This is a genomic window from Dyella sp., assembly GCF_036568765.1.
Taxonomy (GTDB): domain Bacteria; phylum Pseudomonadota; class Gammaproteobacteria; order Xanthomonadales; family Rhodanobacteraceae; genus GSA-30.
The window spans coordinates 1-18,529 of sequence record NZ_DATCRY010000084.1; the positions used below are offsets into that span (position 1 = coordinate 1).

General features: G+C 62.8%; 16 protein-coding genes. 5 read left to right on the forward strand and 11 right to left on the reverse strand.

Annotated features, from left to right (window positions below):
- The 4 genes from VIM98_RS06435 to VIM98_RS06450 all read right to left on the reverse strand — a co-directional run.
- Window positions 1-1,119: 3-isopropylmalate dehydratase large subunit (locus VIM98_RS06435; protein ID WP_331992275.1), on the reverse strand; the 1,119-nt coding region annotated here is incomplete at its 3' end.
- A complete protein-coding gene (locus VIM98_RS06440; RefSeq protein WP_331992276.1) occupies window positions 1,116-2,054 on the reverse strand; it encodes a branched-chain amino acid transaminase in 939 nt (312 codons plus the stop codon). The genes VIM98_RS06435 and VIM98_RS06440, both read right to left, overlap by 4 nt.
- The gene (locus VIM98_RS06445) at window positions 2,051-3,643 is read right to left on the reverse strand and encodes a 2-isopropylmalate synthase (protein WP_331992277.1); all 1,593 of its coding nucleotides are present in this window, start codon (window positions 3,641-3,643) and stop codon (window positions 2,051-2,053) included. Before VIM98_RS06445 ends, VIM98_RS06440 begins: the two co-directional genes overlap by 4 nt.
- Before the next feature lie 366 nt (window positions 3,644-4,009).
- On the reverse strand, window positions 4,010-4,633 hold the full coding sequence (locus VIM98_RS06450; RefSeq protein ID WP_331992278.1) for a TetR/AcrR family transcriptional regulator: 624 nt from the start codon (window positions 4,631-4,633) through the stop codon (window positions 4,010-4,012).
- A gap of 61 nt (window positions 4,634-4,694) precedes the next feature.
- On the opposite strand from VIM98_RS06450, the gene VIM98_RS06455 reads away from it, so the two are divergent.
- Window positions 4,695-5,267: a hydrolase gene (locus VIM98_RS06455; protein ID WP_331992279.1), complete on the forward strand. Its 573-nt coding sequence runs from the start codon at window positions 4,695-4,697 to the stop codon at window positions 5,265-5,267.
- Window positions 5,268-5,377: 110 nt separating this feature from the next.
- On the opposite strand, the gene thrC is transcribed toward VIM98_RS06455, so the two are convergent.
- From thrC to VIM98_RS06470, 3 genes are read right to left on the reverse strand one after another with little or no spacing between them, the layout of a single operon-like run.
- Window positions 5,378-6,688: a threonine synthase gene (gene thrC / locus VIM98_RS06460; RefSeq protein ID WP_331992280.1), complete on the reverse strand. Its 1,311-nt coding sequence runs from the start codon at window positions 6,686-6,688 to the stop codon at window positions 5,378-5,380.
- A 9-nt stretch (window positions 6,689-6,697) separates the two neighbouring features.
- Window positions 6,698-7,663 carry a homoserine kinase gene (locus VIM98_RS06465; protein WP_331992281.1) on the reverse strand — a complete coding sequence of 322 codons (966 nt, stop codon included), beginning with the start codon at window positions 7,661-7,663 and terminating at the stop codon, window positions 6,698-6,700.
- On the reverse strand, window positions 7,660-8,820 hold the full coding sequence (locus tag VIM98_RS06470; RefSeq protein WP_414650197.1) for a homoserine dehydrogenase: 1,161 nt from the start codon (window positions 8,818-8,820) through the stop codon (window positions 7,660-7,662). Before VIM98_RS06470 ends, VIM98_RS06465 begins: the two co-directional genes overlap by 4 nt.
- A gap of 415 nt (window positions 8,821-9,235) precedes the next feature.
- Here VIM98_RS06470 and VIM98_RS06475 point away from each other — a divergent pair, with 415 nt between their 5' ends.
- Window positions 9,236-9,652 carry an H-NS histone family protein gene (locus VIM98_RS06475; RefSeq protein ID WP_331992282.1) on the forward strand — a complete coding sequence of 139 codons (417 nt, stop codon included), beginning with the start codon at window positions 9,236-9,238 and terminating at the stop codon, window positions 9,650-9,652.
- A gap of 232 nt (window positions 9,653-9,884) precedes the next feature.
- Here VIM98_RS06475 and VIM98_RS06480 read toward each other — a convergent pair whose 3' ends face one another.
- Window positions 9,885-10,673, reverse strand: coding sequence for a response regulator transcription factor (locus VIM98_RS06480; protein ID WP_331992283.1), 789 nt, complete (start codon window positions 10,671-10,673; stop codon window positions 9,885-9,887).
- Here VIM98_RS06480 and VIM98_RS06485 point away from each other — a divergent pair.
- Window positions 10,672-11,430: a response regulator transcription factor gene (locus VIM98_RS06485; protein WP_331992284.1), complete on the forward strand. Its 759-nt coding sequence runs from the start codon at window positions 10,672-10,674 to the stop codon at window positions 11,428-11,430. The two genes, VIM98_RS06480 and VIM98_RS06485, sit on opposite strands and share 2 nt — an antisense overlap.
- A gap of 119 nt (window positions 11,431-11,549) precedes the next feature.
- On the opposite strand, the gene VIM98_RS06490 is transcribed toward VIM98_RS06485, so the two are convergent.
- Window positions 11,550-13,547: a bifunctional 2',3'-cyclic-nucleotide 2'-phosphodiesterase/3'-nucleotidase gene (locus tag VIM98_RS06490; protein ID WP_331992285.1), complete on the reverse strand. Its 1,998-nt coding sequence runs from the start codon at window positions 13,545-13,547 to the stop codon at window positions 11,550-11,552.
- Between the two features lie 185 nt (window positions 13,548-13,732).
- Between VIM98_RS06490 and VIM98_RS06495 the strand changes: the two genes are divergently transcribed.
- Window positions 13,733-15,445, forward strand: coding sequence for an LTA synthase family protein (locus VIM98_RS06495; protein WP_331992286.1), 1,713 nt, complete (start codon window positions 13,733-13,735; stop codon window positions 15,443-15,445).
- Between the two features lie 162 nt (window positions 15,446-15,607).
- Window positions 15,608-16,285, forward strand: coding sequence for an ankyrin repeat domain-containing protein (locus tag VIM98_RS06500; RefSeq protein ID WP_331992287.1), 678 nt, complete (start codon window positions 15,608-15,610; stop codon window positions 16,283-16,285).
- 32 nt (window positions 16,286-16,317) lie between these two features.
- Here the strand turns inward: VIM98_RS06500 and nagA are convergent, their stop codons facing one another.
- Window positions 16,318-17,481 carry an N-acetylglucosamine-6-phosphate deacetylase gene (gene nagA / locus VIM98_RS06505; protein ID WP_331992288.1) on the reverse strand — a complete coding sequence of 388 codons (1,164 nt, stop codon included), beginning with the start codon at window positions 17,479-17,481 and terminating at the stop codon, window positions 16,318-16,320.
- Window positions 17,481-18,515, reverse strand: a complete 1,035-nt coding sequence (locus tag VIM98_RS06510; RefSeq protein WP_331992289.1) for an SIS domain-containing protein — start codon at window positions 18,513-18,515, stop codon at window positions 17,481-17,483. Before VIM98_RS06510 ends, nagA begins: the two co-directional genes overlap by 1 nt.
- Between the last annotated feature and the right edge of the window lie 14 nt (window positions 18,516-18,529).

The following is an 18,529-nucleotide window of genomic DNA, read 5'->3' on the forward strand; positions in this document are numbered from 1 at the left end:
CAGCATGCGCACGCCCTCGGCGACGCGTCGCCCACGCAGCACTTCGGCCGCTTCGCGCAGATCCGACAGGCGCGAATTGGTGCAGCTGCCGACGAAGACCACGTCCACGGGCGTGCCGCGCATCGGCTGGCCGGGCTTGCCCTGCATATAGTCGAGTGCGCGCTTTTCCTGTGCATTGCGTGCCGCGGGGACCGGCGCATCCAGCGCGATGGCCATGCCCGGGTGCGTGCCGTAGGTGACGGTGGGGCGCAGCTTGCTCGCGTCGATATGCACTTCGCGGTCGTAGCTGGCGTTGTCGTCGCTGCGCAACGTGCGCCAGTAGGCGACAGCGCGGTCCCAGGCCTCGCCCTGCGGCGCGCGCGGACGGCCCTTGAGCCAGGCGAAGGTGGTGTCGTCCGGAGCGATCAGGCCGGCACGTGCGCCCGCCTCGATCGACATGTTGCACACCGTCATGCGCTCGTCCATCGACAAGGCCTCGATGGCGCTGCCGCGGTACTCGATGACATGGCCGGTGCCGCCATCGACACCGATCTGGCCGATGATGTGCAGGATCAGGTCCTTTGCACCCGTGCCATGAGGCAGCTGGCCGTCGACATGGATCGCCAGCGTCTTGGGCTTGCGCTGCAACAGGCATTGCGTCGCCATCACATGACCGACTTCGGTGGTGCCGATGCCGAACGCCAGCGCACCGAACGCACCATGGGTGGAGGTGTGGCTGTCGCCGCAGACGATGGTCATGCCCGGCTGCGTGGCGCCGAGTTCCGGGCCGATCACGTGGACGATGCCGCGATCGTCGCTGTCCCAGCCGTGCAGCTCCACGCCGAACTCACGGCAGTTGGCTTCCAGCTGCGCAACCTGCGCCTTGGCTTCGGCATTGGCGTAAGGGCGCTCGCCGTCGGCGCCGGCCGCCAGCGTCGGCGTGGAGTGATCCAGCGTGGCGAGCATGCGGTCGGGACGGCGCAACGACAGGCTGCGCTCGCGCAGTTCGCTGAAAGCTTGCGGCGAGGTGACTTCGTGCACCAGGTGCAGGTCGATATAGAGGATCGCCGGCGTATCGGCGGTTTCGGGCGCGACGACGTGGGCGTCCCATAGTTTCTGGAAAAGATTGCGCGGGCTCATGCGGCTTCCAGGGTGGCGTTGGTGTGGACGGGAGTCAGCCAGCCGCGCGTGTCGGGCGTGCGGCCATCGAACAGGCCGAAGAAGCGCTCGCGCAGGCTCAAGGTGATCGGGCCGGGTTTGCCTTCGCCGACCGGCTTGCGGTCGACCGAACGCACCGGCGTGATTTCGGCGGCAGTACCGGTGAGGAAGATTTCGTCGGCGGTATACAACGCCTCGCGCGGCAGCTCGCGCTCCTCGACGCTGTAACCCAGATCCGCGGCCAGTTCGGTGACCGAATCGCGCGTAATGCCGGCGAGAATGCCGGCGCTGGCCGGTGGCGTATAAATGCGGCCGCGCCTGACCACGAATACGTTTTCGCCAGCGCCTTCACTGAGCAGGCCATTGGCCCCCAGTGCGATGCCTTCGTCGTAGCCGCCGCGCCGCGCTTCCAGGCAGATCAGCTGACTATTGAGATAGTTGCCGCCGGCCTTGGCCCAGCTCGGCACGGTGTTGGGCGAAGGGCGCTGCCAGGAGGAGATACAGACATCGGCGCCTCGCTCGGCCGCTTCGCCGAGGTAAGCGCCCCAATCGAGCGCCATGATCGCCACATCGACCGGTGCCCCCGTTTTGGGCAGCACACCCAGGCCACCGGCTCCGCGGAATGCGATAGGCCGCACATAGGCCGACTTCATCCGGTTGGCGCGGATCAATTCCAGGCAGGCCTGATTGATCTCGTCCGGCGTATAGCCGATCTCGATGTCGTAAACCTTCGCCGATTCGAACAGACGACGCGTGTGATCCTGCAGGCGGAAGTAAGCCGGACCGTCGGGCGTGGCGTAAACGCGCTCGCCTTCGAACACCGATGAGCCGTAATGCAGTGCATGCGTGCTGACGTGCACGGTGGCTTCGGTCCAGGATCGGATCTGTCCGTTGTGCCAGAGAAATGGCGTGCTCATGCGATCGCTCCTTGTGATCTTCCTTGTGATCTCGTGGGGGCTCCGCTTGCCGGAGCCTGGCGTTCAATGCGATTGACGATGCTCAGGGCGGCCAGTGCGGTGGCTTCGACGATGTCCGTGCTGACATCCTGACCGCGCCATTCGCGCTCGCCGTGTCGGGCGGTGAGCTGTGCATGGCCTTGTGCATCGCCGCCTTCGCCCACGCCGCGCACCTGGAACTGCGTCAGCTCCAGAGGGACACCGGTGGCGCGTTCGATGGCGCGCAGTACGGCATCGACCGGACCGTCGCCGATGGCTGCTTCGCCGACTTCGACGCCGTTCTCATGCTTGAGCTTGACGGTAGCCGACGAACTGCTGCCCAGGTGCGAGTTGCTGTTGAGCTGCACCAGGCGCCATGGCCCTGTAGCGTCCGGGTCGTGGCCCAGCGCGATGGCTTCCAGGTCGTCGTCGCCGACTTCGCGCTTCTTGTCGGCCAGCGTCTTGAAGCGCGCGAAAATGGTTTCCATCTCGGCGTCGTCCGGTGTGTAGCCGAGCGTCTGCAGGCGCGAGCGCAGCGCGTGCCGGCCGGAATGCTTGCCAAGCACCAGCTTCGTTTCGGCGATGCCGACATCTTGCGGGCGCATGATTTCGTATGTGCCGCGATGCTTGAGCATGCCATGCTGGTGAATACCCGACTCGTGCGCGAAGGCGTTCTCGCCGACGATCGCCTTGTTGCGCGGCACATGCTGGCCGGTGAGCTGGCTGAGCAGGCGCGAGGTGGGATAGAGCTTGCGTGTATCGATGCGTGTATCGACACCGAAATGCGCCGCGCGCACCTTCAATGCCATCACGATTTCTTCCATCGCGGCGTTGCCCGCACGCTCGCCGATTCCGTTGATCGTGCATTCGACCTGGCGTGCGCCGGCGCTCACCGCGGCCAGGCTGTTGGCTACCGCCATCCCGAGGTCGTTATGGCAATGGGAGGAGAAAATCACCTTGTCTGCACCGGCCACGTGGCGGCGCAGGTAGCTGAAGAGCTCATGCATTTCGCCCGGTGTGGTGTAGCCGACCGTATCGGGCGCGTTGAGTGTGGTGGCACCGGCAGCGACGGCGGCACTGAACACTTGGGCAAGAAATTCCGGCTCGGTGCGCAGCGCGTCTTCGGCGGAGAACTCCACTTCGTGGCAAAGGCCACGTGCCAGCTCGATCGATTTCACCGCGGTATCGAGCACCTGCTGTTTGCTCATGCCCAATTTGTGTTCGCGATGCAGCGGGCTGGTGGAGAGGAATACATGGATGCGCGAATGCTGCGCTTTCTCGATCGCGCGAGCGGTGGTCTCGATATCGCCGACCTGGCAGCGTGCCAGGCCGCAGACAGTCGTATTACGCAAGGCGCCGGCGATTTCCGCGACGGCGGCGAAATCGTCCGGCGATGCCTGCGGAAACCCGGCCTCGAGGATGTCTACGCCGAGTGCTTCGAGCGCGTGCGCCAGACGCAACTTGGCGCGCCGGTCCATCGAGAATCCGGGTGCCTGCTCGCCGTCCCGCAGGGTGGTGTCGAAGATGCGTACGCGATCGTTCGACGGTGGGGTGGTTTGATCGGGGGTCATGTTGGCTCCGCTTTGGATGCTTCGCCAAGGGCAACAAAAAACCCCGCTCCGTTGCCGGTGCGGGGTTCTTTGGGTGGTTTCAGGTTATCTAGCTTTTACCTGGTCACACGCCCTCAGCCCGCACCTCCGTTAGTAATAAGGAGTACGAGTACGAGGGCAAGAAGGAGCTGGCCGCGGACCTGCAGCAGGCCGCAGGCCGTCATCCGACGGATCCTTTCGGTACTGCTGAGGTGGCTGTTGCGTTGCGGCATAACGGTGACCGTACTGGCGCCCGATAAGCCGTGTCAACAGTTTCTTTTGTAATCTATCTATCTCGCGCGAACTTCGTCACGCATCAGGCGTTTAGACGTCCAGATGTCCGAAGGCTCAAGCGGCGGATGTCGCAAGGTCCTGTAGGTACAGCTGCAGTGCTTGCCGCAGTTGCGCATGAGCTGCCGAGCGCGCGGCGGAGGCCGCTTCCGCATGCAGGGCGACGGCGGCTTTCATCATGTATTGCACGACCGTGGCTGCTGCCCGTGCCTGTGTCGCGGAAAGTTGCGGGAAGCGGTCGGCCAGCAAGGCGGCGAGATCGGCGCGGATACGCATGCGTATTGTCAGCACCTCGTCTTGCGGTGTCGAAGCGGCGACTTCGGTGAGTACGACGAAGGACGGGTGCTGACGGCGAAAGTCGACGAACAGGCGCACCAATTGCCCGGCCAGCTCGGCGTCGTCCCATCGGCCTGCGCGCTCGGCCAACTGGCCGATGCGGTCGTACAGGGCATCGGCATGGCCGCTCATCAGGGCCTGCGCGATCGATTCCTTGGTGGGGAAGAACTGGTACAGCGAGCCGATGGACGCGCCAGCCCGTGCCGCAATCTCGGTCATGGTTGCCGCGTCATAGCCCTTCTCGACGAAGCAATCGGCCGCGGCCGCAAGCAGGGAAGCGACGCGCTCATGACCTCGCTTGCGCTGGGGGGCGCGGGCCGGCTGACTTGTCTTTTGCGAGGACATCCTCATAAACTCCTAAGTGAGGATACCCTCACCTTTCTTTTGCCGCATCCGGAGTATCTTGATGGATAAGCTCGACCCCCGCAGCACGGCACTGGTGCTGATCGACCTGCAATTGGGCATCGCGCCGTTCGCCAGCGGTCCACGCCCCGCCGCTGAAGTGTACGAGCGCGCCGGTCGCCTTGCCGCCCGGTTTCGTCAGCTTCATGCGCCCGTCGCGCTGGTTCGCGTCGGTTTCGCACCGGATTTTGCCGATGCGCTCAAGCCGCCCGTCGATGCTCAGCATAGCCTCGGCAAGCTGCCAGATAACTGGTGGGATTACGCCCCGGAGCTGGCCGCCGCCGATAGCGACATCCACATCGTCAAACGGCAATGGGGTGCATTCTACGGGACCGAGCTTGAGTTACAGCTACGTCGGCGTGGCGTCCAGACCCTGGTCCTGGGCGGTATCTCCACCAATATCGGCGTGGAATCGACCGCGCGCTTCGCCTATGAACTGGGCTTCAGCCAGGTACTGGTCGAGGATGCGATGAGCTCTTCCGACGGCGAAATGCATAAATTTGCGGTGGAGAGGATTTTCCCGCGCCTGGGCAGGGTGCGGAGCACGGAGCAGGTCTTGGCGATGTTGGAGGCGTAAGGGATAGGGGGCAAGCGTTTGCCCGTGTCAATTCGCAGCAGGAGTGAGTGAAAAGAGGTGAGGAGATAGAGGAGGCCTCGCTCCCTACTCTTATTCACTTACTTCTCAACTCAGGCCTTCTCGACTTGCGCGAGCAGCCATTCCCGGAGCGCGTCTTCATTGGCTGCCAGCGCTTCCGCACTCGCCGATCGATAAAGCATCGCTGCCAGCGATCCCGGTACTTCGGGCGATATCCCCAACGGTTCGAGCACGGTTTCGAATTTGGCAGGATGCGCAGTAGCGGCAATCACCCGTGGTGTGCCATCGTCGGCCAGTTCATCGAGCACCCGCAACGCGGTAGCCGTATGCGGGCAGACGATTTCGCCTTCGTCTTTGGCATGACGCACCAGTGTCTGGCGGATCTCGGCGTCGTTGGTGCTGGATGCGGAAAGTTCGCTGCGCAACTCATTATCGTGCGGAAAAGTCCAGCGTAACCGTTCGAAATTGCTCGGAGCGCCGACATCCATCGCGTTGGCGAGCGTCGCGACGGTCGGTTGCGGTGTGTAGTCGGCCCCGCCGAAGTAGTCGGGCAATGTCGCGTTGGCATTGCAGGCCAGATGAATATAGCCGATGGGCAGCCCCATCTCGCGCGCCCAGACGCAGGCCAGCGCATTGCCCAGATTGCCCGTCGGCACGATGAAGCCGGCCTCGGTGCCGTGTTCGCGCCAGATCGTCAGGGCCGCCTGGGCGTAGTAGCTCATCTGCGGCAGCAATCTGCCCAGGCTGATGCTGTTGGCGGAGGACAAAGGCAATTGCGCCTGCAGCTCGCTGTCATTGAGCATGGCCTTGACCATACGCTGACAGTCGTCAAAGCTGCCGTCGACGCGCAGCGCCTGCACGTTATCGCCAAAGCAGCCGAGCTGGTGCGCCTGCCGTGGCGACACGCGACCGTCCGGATACAGGATCACCACGTGAACGCCCGGCTGCCGATGCAGCGCAGCGGCTACTGCCGCACCGGTATCGCCCGAAGTGGCGACCAGAATGGTCAGCGCCTGCGTCGCGCCACGCCGCAAACGGGTAAGGCATGCGGCCAGGAAACGTGCGCCGATGTCCTTGAACGCGGCGGTCGGGCCGTGGAACAGTTCCAACAGGTAGGCCTGACGCCGTTGCGATAGCCGCGACAGCGGCGTCGGGAAGTTCAGCGCCTCGGCGCAGATCTCCGGCAGAGCGCCGGCCAGGCTGCTGCCGGCAAAGAACGGTGCCAGCAGTACGCTGGCGATCTCCGGCAATGTCTCGGCACCATCGAAGGCCTCGATCGTGAGCCGCGGCAGCGCCTCGGGAACATACAGCCCCCCGTCCGGCGCCAGGCCGGCGGCGATCGCCTGTTCCAGGGTGGCCGATGCGGCGCCGCGGGTGCTATGAAAGAGCAGTCGTTCGCTCATGCGTCCTCGCTATCCGAGCAATTCCGCCGCCGGCCCATCGATCGGCGACACCAGGGCGTCGCTTTGCAGCCCCCCTCCGGCGAATGCGGCCACCATGGCGTTGGCCGCGGCCTGAGCATCCCGGCGGTTCTCATACCATCCGAACATGCTGGGACCGGCCCCGGAGATGCTTGCACCCATCGCGTGATGATCCAGTGCTGCCTGCTTCACTTGCGCGAATTGCGGCACCAGCGGCGCGCGACGCGGTTCGATCAGTACATCCTTGAGCCCTTCCCGTACAAGCGTTGCTTCTCCGCGGTAGCAGCCGGCCAGTACCAATGCGAGGTTGCCGCTCTGCGCGACGAACTCGCTCAATGCGTAGTCACCGGCGAGGGCGGCGCGTGCCTTGCGTGTTTCCAGCACGGCGTGCGGGTGCACCAAGGCGCAATACCATTCGGAAGGCACGGGGATGCGCACCAGCCGGTCGCGGGTGGCCAATACGAGGCCGCCGAGCAGCATGCCGCCGATATTGTCGCCATGGCGGCCCCCACTGGCCACCGCCTCGCCTTCCAGCGCAAACCCGTACAAGGCTTCGCGGGGCAGCGGACGATCGAGCAAGGCGTTGGCCGCGACCAGGGCCGCGACACACGACGAAGCCGAACCGCCCATGCCCGAGCCAAGCGCAATGCCTTTGTGCAGTTCGAGTTCAAACCCGTATGCCAGTCCGAGCGCCTTGCGCAACGCCATCAAGGCCATTCCGGCCGTATTGAGCCGCGCTTCGGTCGGCAGTGGATCGCGCGCTCCATGGATCGCAGCAATACGCACTTCCGGCTCGGCAATACGGCGGACCACGGCCCGATCGCCGGCACCGGCAATGCTGTGGCCGAGGATGTCGAAACCGACGCCGATATTGCCGACACTGGCATAGGCGATGGCTTGGGCTTGCTGCATGGCGGGTAGGGTACGCGACGAAAAGAGCTCACATTGTGCATTCATGGCCTGAACTCTTGCGATAGCGCGTCGGCGATGCGCAGAACATCAGCGAATATGCCGGCGGCGGTCACCTCGGGACCGGCGCCCGGCCCCTGCACGATCATTGGATTATCGTGGTAGCGCCGCGTGGTGAACTGCACGACATTGTCGGTCAGGCGCGAGTGCGCAAACGGATGCGAGGCCGGCAGCAAACCGAGTGAGACGCTCGCTTTGCCGGTTTCGGCGTTCAAGCTGGCGACATGCCGCAGCACGGCGCCGCGCGCGCGCGCTTCGGCCAGTCGTGCGGCCATGGGCGGGTTCAGCGCATGCATGTGCTGCATGAAATCTTCTAGCGATACGTCGGCTAGCGCTGGCGGCACCAGGCTTTGTACGTCGACATCGTCCAGCGACAAATGCCAGCCCGCTTCACGCGCCAGGATCACCAGCTTGCGCGCAACGTCGCGACCGGACAGATCGTCGCGCGGATCGGGCTCGGTATAACCCAACTCGCAAGCTTCACGCAAGAATTCACAGAAGGGCCGGCTGCCGTCATAGCGATTGCACAGCCAGGCCAATGTGCCGGAAAACATGCCGTCGATCGCCAGCAGTCGGTCGCCGGTGTCGAGCAGATCGCGCAAGGTTTGCACGACCGGCAGTCCAGCACAGACTGTGGCTTCGTAGCGGAATCGCGCGCCGGACAAGCTGGCGTTGCGGATGGATGTCCAGCGATCCAGCGATCCGCTGCTGGCTAGTTTATTGGGAGTGACCACGTGCAAGCCGGCTGCCAGCCATTCGGCATAATGGTCGGCGACGAGTTCGCTGGCACTGCAATCGATCAGCATGGCGTGGCGGCCGTCGTCGCCCCTGACATAGTCGGCGAAGACGGAAAGATCAGCCGGGCGCCAAGTTTGCGCGCAATCGCGGCGTGCGTTGAGTTCGGGGTCGTCGCTATCGAGCCACATGCGCTGGCGCGACACTATGCCGCGCAGTTGCAGGTCCAGTCCGGCGCCGGTGAGGCGAGGCTGGGCGGTGCGAATCTGGTCCAGCAGTGCGCTGCCGACGCGGCCGGGGCCAATCAAGCCCACAGCCAGGGTGCGGCGACGGGCGGTAGTCGCCGGCAGCGCGATGGCATGTGGTGGCGACAAAGGTTCTTTGGCAGCTGGCGAAATACACACATTCACGACGACCTCCTTGAGATAAGAGGCCCCGTCTCGGAGTTCGGCGGTACGGTGGCAACCGGCCCGCCTCGACTGAGGGCGGGACCGTTGCGGTTAGATGCTACGCGCGCACGGACATCCGCCCAGACCGAGTTCCGGTAGTGGTCGTGGTCGTTGTGGCGGAAACGATGCCGGACCCGGCGGTAACCAGGGTTGTGCGCATGCTGAATGGCAGGCTTAACGGCATCATGACTGAGACAGTACGCATGCGGAGGTGCCTCCGTCAACAGGTACATTTGCAACCGAAGCCACAACAGGGACAATATGCTTTAAAAAAATGCTGAAAAGTATGCGGTATGACTATGCCGTCCTGGCATTAAATATCGCCCTTTGGCAATCTCGTCCCTTTCAATCCCGAAAAACAGACTAGGAATATTCTATGGCCATCGACCTGAAGTCCCTTTCTCCCGCACAACTCCAGGCCCTTATTGCTAACGCCGAAACGCAAATGCACGAAGCACGCGCGAGCCATATTCAGGATGTCCGGAAGAAGATCGATGCCTTGCTCGCCAACGCCGGCCTGACTTTGGCGGATATCTACCCGACGCGCGGTGGCGGTCGTGCCGCCAAGGGCGCTGGCAAGCGCGCTATCGTGGCACCCAAATATCGCAACCCGGAAAACCCTGCCGAAACCTGGTCCGGTCGCGGTCGTCAGCCGCTGTGGCTGTCGCAGGCGCTCAAGCGTCGCGGCACCAGCATCGATCAGTTCCTGATTGCCGGTGCGGTCAAGGCCAAGGCGCCAGCGAAGAAGGCGCGTGCGGCCAAGAAGGCGACTCGCCGTAAAACACGTCGCTAAGAACCGACCGTTCATCGTATCCGGGCCCCGCGGCAGAAGCCGCGGGGTTTTTTTTATGAATAGTTCAGTCGGCGTCGCTGAATTCAGCCGCGCTAGGACGCATCCGATGTTTGTCGGTCTCCAACCTTTCTAGGATGGCGTTTCGCATCATGGTTATCGAGACCATAAGCGGGACAACCGACATAAGCGGATACAAAAAATAGAGCAATCCATGCAAAAAAATTGGATTCAATCAGTCAGGCGCGCGCTGGCGAAGCAGGCCGGCTTCAGCCGCATAGACGAACAAATCCAGGTCGCGGTCGATTCCAAGCTTGTTCATGGCGTTGATCTTTTGGGTACTGACAGTCTGTTTGCTGCGCTTGAGCTTATCGGCGATTTCACCGATACCGCAGCCTGCGACAAACAACGAAAGCACCTCTTTCTCGCGCAGCGAGAGTTTTCCGAACATGTCGTCGTGGGTGAAATGCGCTATCGCGGCGGCGATACGAGGCGAGCGATAGCGACGTCGTGCGACAGCCGCATGGATCGCAGGAGGGAGATGTGCCAGAGCGTCGTCTTTGCTGACCACGCTGTTCACGCCGTGGACTTGCAGATTGCGAATCAGCACCGGCGAAGTCATCGCCGTCATCACCACAACGGCGACGCCGGGAAAATGCTCGGCAAGATGGTCAAGCAGCGCCACACCGTCGCGGTGCATGCCACCCGGCATGGCGTAATCGGTGACGACGACGTCGACGGGCTGAAGATGGAGCAGCGCAATCAACTCATCGGCGTTTCCGGCGATACCGACCGACTGTATACCGGTTGTCTTGTCGATCTCGGCCTCGATGCCCAGGCGTATCACCGGGTGATCTTCGGCGATCGCAACGCGAAGAGAGTGGCTTTCCATGCTATCCCGGAGGGTAAGGCTTGATCGTTCTGGAACGTAGTATATCCGTCTGGCACCAACGCAGCGTGACTCAACAGCCGTCTCGTTCAGTTCATTGCGATCAGCATCGATGTATCGACATGGATAGGCCATGCCTGAGCATTGCGCCGCGCAAGATAGCACGTGGCCATTGCGTATGACGATGCAGAACTACCTGAGTTCCAATCCCTTGCGAATCCGCGTGGTCATCGCCGACGATCATCCCGCGGTACTCGCGGGTGTGGAGTACTTGATATCCGATATGCGCGATGCGCTGGTGATCGGTACGTGCCCGCATGCTGCAAGCGTGATCGACTTTCTGCGGACGCATGCTTGCGATGTCGTGGTAGTCGATTATACGCCGCCGCGCGAGCTCGACGCCGATGGTCTGGTCTTGTTCTCACGTTTGCGGCGCCGATTTCCAGCGTTGCGTATCGTCGTGCTGACCGGACTGGAGAATCGGGAGATGCTGCAGCTCATCATGGCGGCAGGGGTAAACAGCGTCATCAGTAAATGGGACGACCCGGAGCATCTGCGAAGAGCTATTCGCGCTGTCTATATTCGGCAGCGTTATTTTTCGCCGGAAATCCGGCGGATGATCGATGTCGAGCGGCGACCGGCCGAGAGCGACCCGACGGGTCGGCTCAGTCTACGCGAGGCGGAAGTGATCCGCCTGCTCGCTACGGGCATGAGCGTGGTGGAGATCGGCACGATGGTCGGCCGTAGCCGTAAAACCATCAGCGCTCAGAAATTGACCGCGATGAAAAAGCTCGGCCTTGGCAGCGACGCGGATCTGTACCGCTATGCCTTGGCAAGCGGGCTGATCCATTCGTCGTATAGCGCGAAGGCCGATGCGCTGGCACACGAATAGGCCTATCGCCTAAGGAGCAAGTGGAGATGAGCGAGAAGTGAGCAGAAGCAAAGCCGGCATGCCTGGTAGCTTTCCCTATCTCCTCACATCCCGTCGCTCACTTCCTCGTCGAGGCCCCGTCAGCGTCCCAGGTCGATCGCATAAATCGCGGTGCCGTCGCCATTGTCCTTGACCAGTCGAATGCCATCCAGGCCAACCGCATGAGCTACATCCAGCTTGTCCGTGGCACCCTTGAACACGACCGGACCGCGTGTCTTCAGCGGGGCAAATCGCCAGGAGGTCGGTTCCAGGTCTTTCGCTGCGATATGTTGATGGCTCGCTAACCACTTGGCCAGGATCTCACGTGCGCCATCGGGTGCGGCGAGCACGATGTTGGTGCCATCCAGACCTGGGAAGTTGCCGCCGCCGCTGGCGCGATAATTGTTGGTGGCAATGACGAACGTCTGGTCGGGCTTCACTGCCTTGCCCTTATAGATCAGGTGCGCGATGCGCTGTCCCACGGGCTTGGAAACGTCAATGGTGTACTGAAGGCCGCCCTGGAACTGGTCGAAGTTGTAACCAGGCAGACTGCGACCGATCAACTCCTGTTCGCCCGGCTTATTGGGGTCGATCTGATTGAAACGTTCGGCCGATTTCTCCAGCCATGCCTTGAGCCCGGCACCGTTCACCTTCACCGCGTTGAGGGTATTGGGATAGAAATACAGATCGGCGGCGCTGCGCAGCGTGATCGGCCCAGGCATGACGTCGGTGTAGTCATCCGGGCCGCCGAAGCCCGTACGGAAGGCGGCTGCCGCCGACAGTACCGGCACACCCGCCAGTTCCGGGTGCAGATGCGGAAGCTCGGCGGCAACATACTCGCGCTGTGCCGCGTTGATGGCCGCCAGGGCGGTCATGTTCCCCTCGTCGGCGAAGTAGCTGCTCATGCGCACCGCCGTCGAACCGATCGGTGTATTGACGTAAGCCACCGCTGCTTCGTGTGCCCTGGCCACCAGCGGTGCAATTGCAGGGTCGGCCGGTACGCACTCGTTCTTGCCCGGGCAGATGGGCCGCACTTCGCTATGCGTTCTGTCTTTGTCGATCGTCCATCGGCCGTCGCGGCGTACCAGCGCCAGATCGATCACACCCAGATCCTTGCCGAAGAACCCGCCCATGACCGCCGGCACACCGCGCACGAAACCGCGCTTGGCATCCACCTCGGGCAAGCCCTGATAGTGCGGGCCGGGAAATTCGGTATGCGCGTGGCCGAGCAACAGCACGTCGATGCCCGGTACGCCCGCCAGATGCCAGCCGCCGTTTTCCATATCCGTGGTGTAGGGGTCGGCGTTGAGACCGCCATGCAGTACCGCGACGATCAGGTCGGGGTGCTGCGCTTGCAGCTCGGGCAAGTACTTCTTGGCGGCCTCGATGACACCCGTGACGGTGACTTTGCCCGCCAGATTCTGCTTGTCCCACTCCATGATCGGCGGCGGCGTGAAGCCGATGATGCCGACCCGCAACGACACGTCGCGCTTGTGCCCATCGGGCGTATCGACCTGGATGTGCTTTTCCACCACTGCCCAGGGTTTGAAGATCGGCTGACCGTCGCGGACGCTGTAGACATTGGATAGCACCAGGGGGAATCGCGGCCCGGCACAGCGATCGGCATGGCCGCCGTCGACATTCATTGGCGTGCCGGTGACCTGCGAGAGAAAGCCCAGGCCATAGTTGAATTCGTGGTTGCCGGCGGTACCGCCGTCGTAGCCGATCGCGTCCATCGCCCGGTAAATACCCAGCTCTTCGCCGCAGCCGATCTTCTGCACTTGGGCCTGGTAATCGGCCAGCACGCTGCCCTGGATGGTGTCGCCACTATCGAACAGGAAATGGTTCGGAAACTGTTGTCGCGCCTGGCGGATCAGTGTAGCGGTGCGCTCGTAGCCGACGCCGGTATCCGGCTTGAGCTTGTAATAATCGAAGCTCAGCACATTGGAGTGGATATCGGTGGTCTCCAGGATCGCCACCTCGGCGCGGCTGCCGTCCGGTGCCCCCCCGTTCTGGGCAGAGGGAGAGGATGCGCAGCCGGCCAGCAGACCCAGGGCAAGAGCGGCAGGAAAGAGAGTCGGACGGTACGGGCGGGACATGGGGATACGAAGGGGTCCGGAAGGGGCAAGCCGGCCACGCTAGCAGATTGCCGTGAAATTTCACGCGCAACGCCGGCTGAACCCTGTCGAGAGTCATGCCATCCGGCCCCTGCCGGCAGGCCCGGCGGGGGCTAACATGTCGCCCAGATTACAGACAGAAGTCAGAAACAGGGGCACAACGTCCAATGCAATCTTCCGTGTTTCGCGCCGCCAAGGGCAGCGCGGCCTGCCTGTTCGCCCTGGCTTTCTTTGCCTTTTGCGCCTATTACGCCGCGATGGGCGAACCCGGCTGGCCGCAGCGTGGATTCATCCTGGCCTTGATGGTTTGCGCGTTCGGCACCCTGATGTTCGCGTTCGGCCGCGTAGGCATCGCCCTGGTGCTGAGCGGTGCGATCTTCCTGCTGTTGCGCGTGCTGTCAGTGTTGAAGTTGCGCTATCTCGATTCGCCACTGATGGCGTCGGACTTCATTTACTACGCGCGTTCCAGCCTGCTGGAGACCGTGCGGCATTACCCGCACTTGTATAGCGTCAGTTTGGCGATCTGCCTATTGGTGCCGCCGGCGCTGTGGCTGGTTTGGCGTTATGACTGGCGTGTTTTCACGCGGCGGCCGGCGCCGTCGCGCGCCGCAGGCGTCGTGGCCAGCGTCCTGGCATTCTGGATCTGCCTGTTGCCGGCCGGTCCGTTCGGCGTGGTGCACGCCCGCGATATCTGGGACAAGCTTTCCGACGAAGCCGAGTCGCAGCTGACCAATTTCTTCGTCACCCTGAGCGAGTCTGGCGTGCAATTGCCGGCTCAATCCAGCGAAGCGCAGGCCGAGCTGACTTGGGCTGCGAGTGCCAATGGCACACCGGGTGCGGCGGCGACGGCGACGTATCCGGACATCATCGAAGTACTGGAAGAAAGTACTTTCGATCCGGCGAACTTCGACGGCTGCAATGTGCCCGAATGCCATGTGCGCCTGTTCCAACCCGATGCGCAAACGCGTGCGCACGGATACATGCGTGTACACACCTGGGGCGGTGGCACCTGGATGAGCGAATTCGCTGCGCTTACCGGCATGCCGCACGACATTTTCGGGCCAGCCGGTATGTACGCACCTTATGTGCTGGCGCCGCATGTGCGCGATTCGCTGCCTTTGCAATTGCAGCGGCTGGGTTACCTGACGGTGGCGGTGTACCCGACCAACGGTAACTTCCTCAACGGACGTAACGCCTATCGCGCCTATGGCTTCGAGCGCTTCTTCGACGCGCAGGATCTGAAGCTGGACGAATGGGAAGAAACCGACGCGCAGATGTTCGATGCGGTCAAGCGCGCCTATGCCATGGTCAAGAAACCTGGGCAACCGGTCTTCATCATGGTGCTGACGCTCAACCAGCACGGACCGCACGACACCGATCCGCTGTCCACGCTGCCATTGCCCTTCAGCCAGAATCCGCTCAAGACGTTGCCGGACAAGGAAGCGCTGAACTTTGTCACCTATCTGGCGCGTCTGCACGATTCGGACACGGCCATGACCCAGCTCGAGCACGATTTCCTGGGACGCCCGGAGCCGACGATGATCCTGCACTTCGGCGATCACCAGCCGTCGTTCAGCGGTGTGATTCGCGAGATGAAGCGTGAGTTGCCGGACACGCTGCGCCCGGAGCAGAACTACCTGACCTATTTCATGCTCAAGAGCAATTTTGCCGGGCCTGCGTTGCCACAATATCCGGCCTTGGATATTGCCTACCTGCCGACCATGCTGTTGCAAGCAGCGGGCCTGCCCACCGATCCGTATTTCTCCGCGTTGACCTCGCTGCGTGACAAATGCGCGGGCACGTATGCCGATTGCAAGCAGTCCGAGTTGATGGCGTCGTATCACGCCTGGATATTCCAGAAGCTGCATGTGTACCAATAGCCCGCGTGGCTTGTGAAGTCGCGCCTCACGGCACTGAAAAGCGTAAGAGCCGCCCTAGGCGATCGGAAGCGCGTATCGAGACTTTTCGAAGTCCCGCTCGTTGTCCACGAGAAGCCCGTGGGCTAATTTCCTTGCTCGATCCAACTACAACAGGGGACGGCGATGAAATATCTGGGATGGTATCGAACGGGTGTGCTCGTATTGTCGATGTTGCCGGCTACCATGGCATTGGCCAAGGAGCCTGACTTCAAGTATTCCGATCAGGCGGCACTGCGGGCAAAGCTGCTGTCCGATACTCCGCAGGAGTTGCCTTACCCAGCGACACCGTTGATCGATGCAGTCATGCGTGGCTTCGACGACGTCGTGCTGCTCAAGCTCAAAGACAAGAAAGTTCGGGACGAAGAAGGCGCCAACGCAGTTATTGCCATTATCCAGATCCGTCGGACGGACATGCTGCGGATGGTACTTGCCGAGGGCATATCGCCGAATGCCATGGCCGAGGGTCAATGGTACGCGCTGGGCGAAGCGGCGAAGGAGGGTAGTGTATCTACCATGTGCCTGCTGCTGGACTATGGTGCCAATCCGGCGCTGCGCAATACGAAGGTGGGCAATTTAATGATGGCGCTCGTGCGGCGCCATCTGGACACGGCAGCGTTGTTGATGCGGGCGGGTTATGTTCCCAGCGATGACGAGGTCGAGCATGTCCGACTCATGGGGCAAAAGGCTGGATTGGCAAGCCTCTACGCGGAAATACTCAAGATCAAGGCGGATAAGGCTGCATTGCAGCAGCAGTGCCAGGACGATCAGCCCACGCTCCATGTAGGCGCCGCTGTCCCATAGCTGGTGGCGACGAGTGCTTGCGGCAGCCCCAACTACCGATCGGCGATGTCGCTTACGCCGCCGATCCAGGTTTCCTTCACCATCAAGGCATCGTCCATCACGACGAAATCTGCGCGCTGCCCGGCCACCAATTGGCCCTGCTGGCGCTCGCAGCCTATCCATGCCGCCGGATAGGCGCTCGCCATGCGTGAAGCCTCTGCCAGCGGCAGCCCGACCACCTGTACCAAGTTGCGCACGCCGGTGGCCATGTCCAAGGCCGAGCCGGCAAGGACGCCGTCGTCGCTTTGGCAAATGCCGTCACGCGCGGTAATCGTCTGCCCATTCAATACATAACTTGCATTGGCCGACCCGACTGGTGGCATGGCATCCGTTACCAGCACGCTCTTGCCCCGCGCCTTGGCGGCGATGGCAATGCGCAGGCTGGCGGGGTGGACATGATGCAGGTCGACGATCAGTCCGCACCAGCTATGCGGGTCGTCCAGCGCCGCACCGACCACGCCCGGATCGCGGCTGCCGAGCGGCGTCATGGCGTTGTACAGATGTGTGAAACCGCTGATACCTGCGTCGAGCGCAGCGCGCGTGGTGGCGTAATCGGCGGCGGTATGCCCGGCAACCACGACCACGCCGGCCTCGCTCAATTGGCGGATGACGTCGTGCGAGACTTGTTCCGGTGCCAGCGTCAGCATGACGACGCCGCGATTGCCATGGGTCAATGCGCGAAGATCGTCCGCGTCCGGCAGTCGAAACAGGTCGGCGTTATGAATACCTTTGCGCGCTGCCGCCAGGAACGGGCCTTCCACATGAATGCCGAGAATGCCCGGTACGCCCTGCTCGATGGCTTCGTTCACCGCCTTGAGCGCTGCGTGCATCACTTCGGGTGTATCGGTGATCAGCGTCGGCAGCATGCCGGTGGTGCCGAACTTGCGATGCGCGGCGGCGATGGCGCGCAACGCATCCACCGTCGGCGTTTCGTTGAACAGCACGCCGCCGCCTCCATTGACTTGCACGTCGATAAAGCCCGGAAGCAGCAAATGTCCTTGCAGATCGTGCTGTCGTGCCTGCGCGATGCGCGGATCGTCGCGGCCGGTCACCGCGAGGATGCGTTCGCCCTGCAGCAGCACGATCTGGCCTTCGCGCGAGCCGTGCTCGCCCAGCACGCGGCTGTTGACCAGGGCAATGACCTCTTGCGTAGCCATCAGACCGTCTCCGTCACCTTGTTCAGATGCGGCGGTACATCCGGATCGTAACCGCGCGCCAAAGCCAGCGCGCTGGCCGCGCGATAGAAGCTTTGCACGGCAAGCAGCGGCGTGACGATCGGCGCGACGTCGTGGGGCAAGGGCAGGGCGTCGGTGCCGCCGGCACCTGGCGCGGCGACCCACACGCGTGCCTCGCGCTTGCGGAATTCGTCGGCGACGGCCAGCGTATTGTCCAGCGTGCCGTCGTCCTGACCGAAGAACAGCACCGGGAAACCCTGTCCGACCAGGGCCATCGGTCCGTGCTTGACCTCGGCGGCACTGAACGCCTCGGCGTGCAGTCCGCAGGTTTCCTTCAGCTTGAGCGCAGCTTCCAGCGCCGCGCCGAAGCCGTAGCCGCGACCGACCACGAACAGGTTCTGCGTATTGCGCAGGCCTTGCGCCATCGCACTCCAGTCGCCTTCCCAGCCGCGGCGCAAGTCGTCAGGCAGGCGCGCGATCACGGCATGCAATTGTGCGTCGTCGCTCCAGTGTGCGGTCAGCTGCAGAATCGCCGCGAGTGTGGCGAGGTAGCTCTTGGTCGCCGCTACGCTGCGCTCGGGCCCGGCACGCAGCGGCACGACGCAGTCGGCCAGTTCGGCCAGCGGCGAATCCTCCACGTTGACCAGGGCCAACACATACGCACCGGCTTTCTTGGCGGCCTGCGCGCTGCGTAGCAGGTCGGGGCTCTTGCCCGATTGCGAGATAGCGACGAACAGCGCGCCGTCCATTTTCAGGTCGGCGTCGTAGATCGAGGAAATCGACGGCGATGCCGACGCGGTCATCAAGCCCAGGCGCGTTTCGAACACGTATTTGGCATAGGCGGCAGCATGATCGGAACTGCCGCGTGCGCAGGTGGCGATAAAACGAGGCGGCTTGGCACGCAGGTGCTTGCCCAGGTTCGCCAGGATCGTGGCGTTCTGTTCGAGCTGACGGGAAACCACATCGGCGGTCTCGGCCGCTTCGCGGTACATCAAGGTGTCGCTGGCAGATTTCATGAGATTCTCAACAA

What these genes read in the sequence shown, in the direction of transcription:
- VIM98_RS06440 (WP_331992276.1), bottom strand. Translation starts at nt 2,054, where the DNA reads ATGAGCACGCCATTTCTCTGGCACAACGGACAGATCCGATCCTGGACC.
- VIM98_RS06445 (WP_331992277.1), bottom strand. Translation starts at nt 3,643, where the DNA reads ATGACCCCCGATCAAACCACCCCACCGTCGAACGATCGCGTACGCATC.
- VIM98_RS06450 (WP_331992278.1), bottom strand. Translation starts at nt 4,633, where the DNA reads ATGTCCTCGCAAAAGACAAGTCAGCCGGCCCGCGCCCCCCAGCGCAAG.
- VIM98_RS06455 (WP_331992279.1), top strand. Translation starts at nt 4,695, where the DNA reads ATGGATAAGCTCGACCCCCGCAGCACGGCACTGGTGCTGATCGACCTG.
- thrC (WP_331992280.1), bottom strand. Translation starts at nt 6,688, where the DNA reads ATGAGCGAACGACTGCTCTTTCATAGCACCCGCGGCGCCGCATCGGCC.
- VIM98_RS06465 (WP_331992281.1), bottom strand. Translation starts at nt 7,663, where the DNA reads ATGAATGCACAATGTGAGCTCTTTTCGTCGCGTACCCTACCCGCCATG.
- VIM98_RS06475 (WP_331992282.1), top strand. Translation starts at nt 9,236, where the DNA reads ATGGCCATCGACCTGAAGTCCCTTTCTCCCGCACAACTCCAGGCCCTT.
- VIM98_RS06485 (WP_331992284.1), top strand. Translation starts at nt 10,672, where the DNA reads ATGCCTGAGCATTGCGCCGCGCAAGATAGCACGTGGCCATTGCGTATG.
- VIM98_RS06480 (WP_331992283.1), bottom strand. Translation starts at nt 10,673, where the DNA reads ATGGCCTATCCATGTCGATACATCGATGCTGATCGCAATGAACTGAAC.
- VIM98_RS06490 (WP_331992285.1), bottom strand. Translation starts at nt 13,547, where the DNA reads ATGTCCCGCCCGTACCGTCCGACTCTCTTTCCTGCCGCTCTTGCCCTG.
- VIM98_RS06495 (WP_331992286.1), top strand. Translation starts at nt 13,733, where the DNA reads ATGCAATCTTCCGTGTTTCGCGCCGCCAAGGGCAGCGCGGCCTGCCTG.
- VIM98_RS06500 (WP_331992287.1), top strand. Translation starts at nt 15,608, where the DNA reads ATGAAATATCTGGGATGGTATCGAACGGGTGTGCTCGTATTGTCGATG.
- nagA (WP_331992288.1), bottom strand. Translation starts at nt 17,481, where the DNA reads ATGGCTACGCAAGAGGTCATTGCCCTGGTCAACAGCCGCGTGCTGGGC.
- VIM98_RS06510 (WP_331992289.1), bottom strand. Translation starts at nt 18,515, where the DNA reads ATGAAATCTGCCAGCGACACCTTGATGTACCGCGAAGCGGCCGAGACC.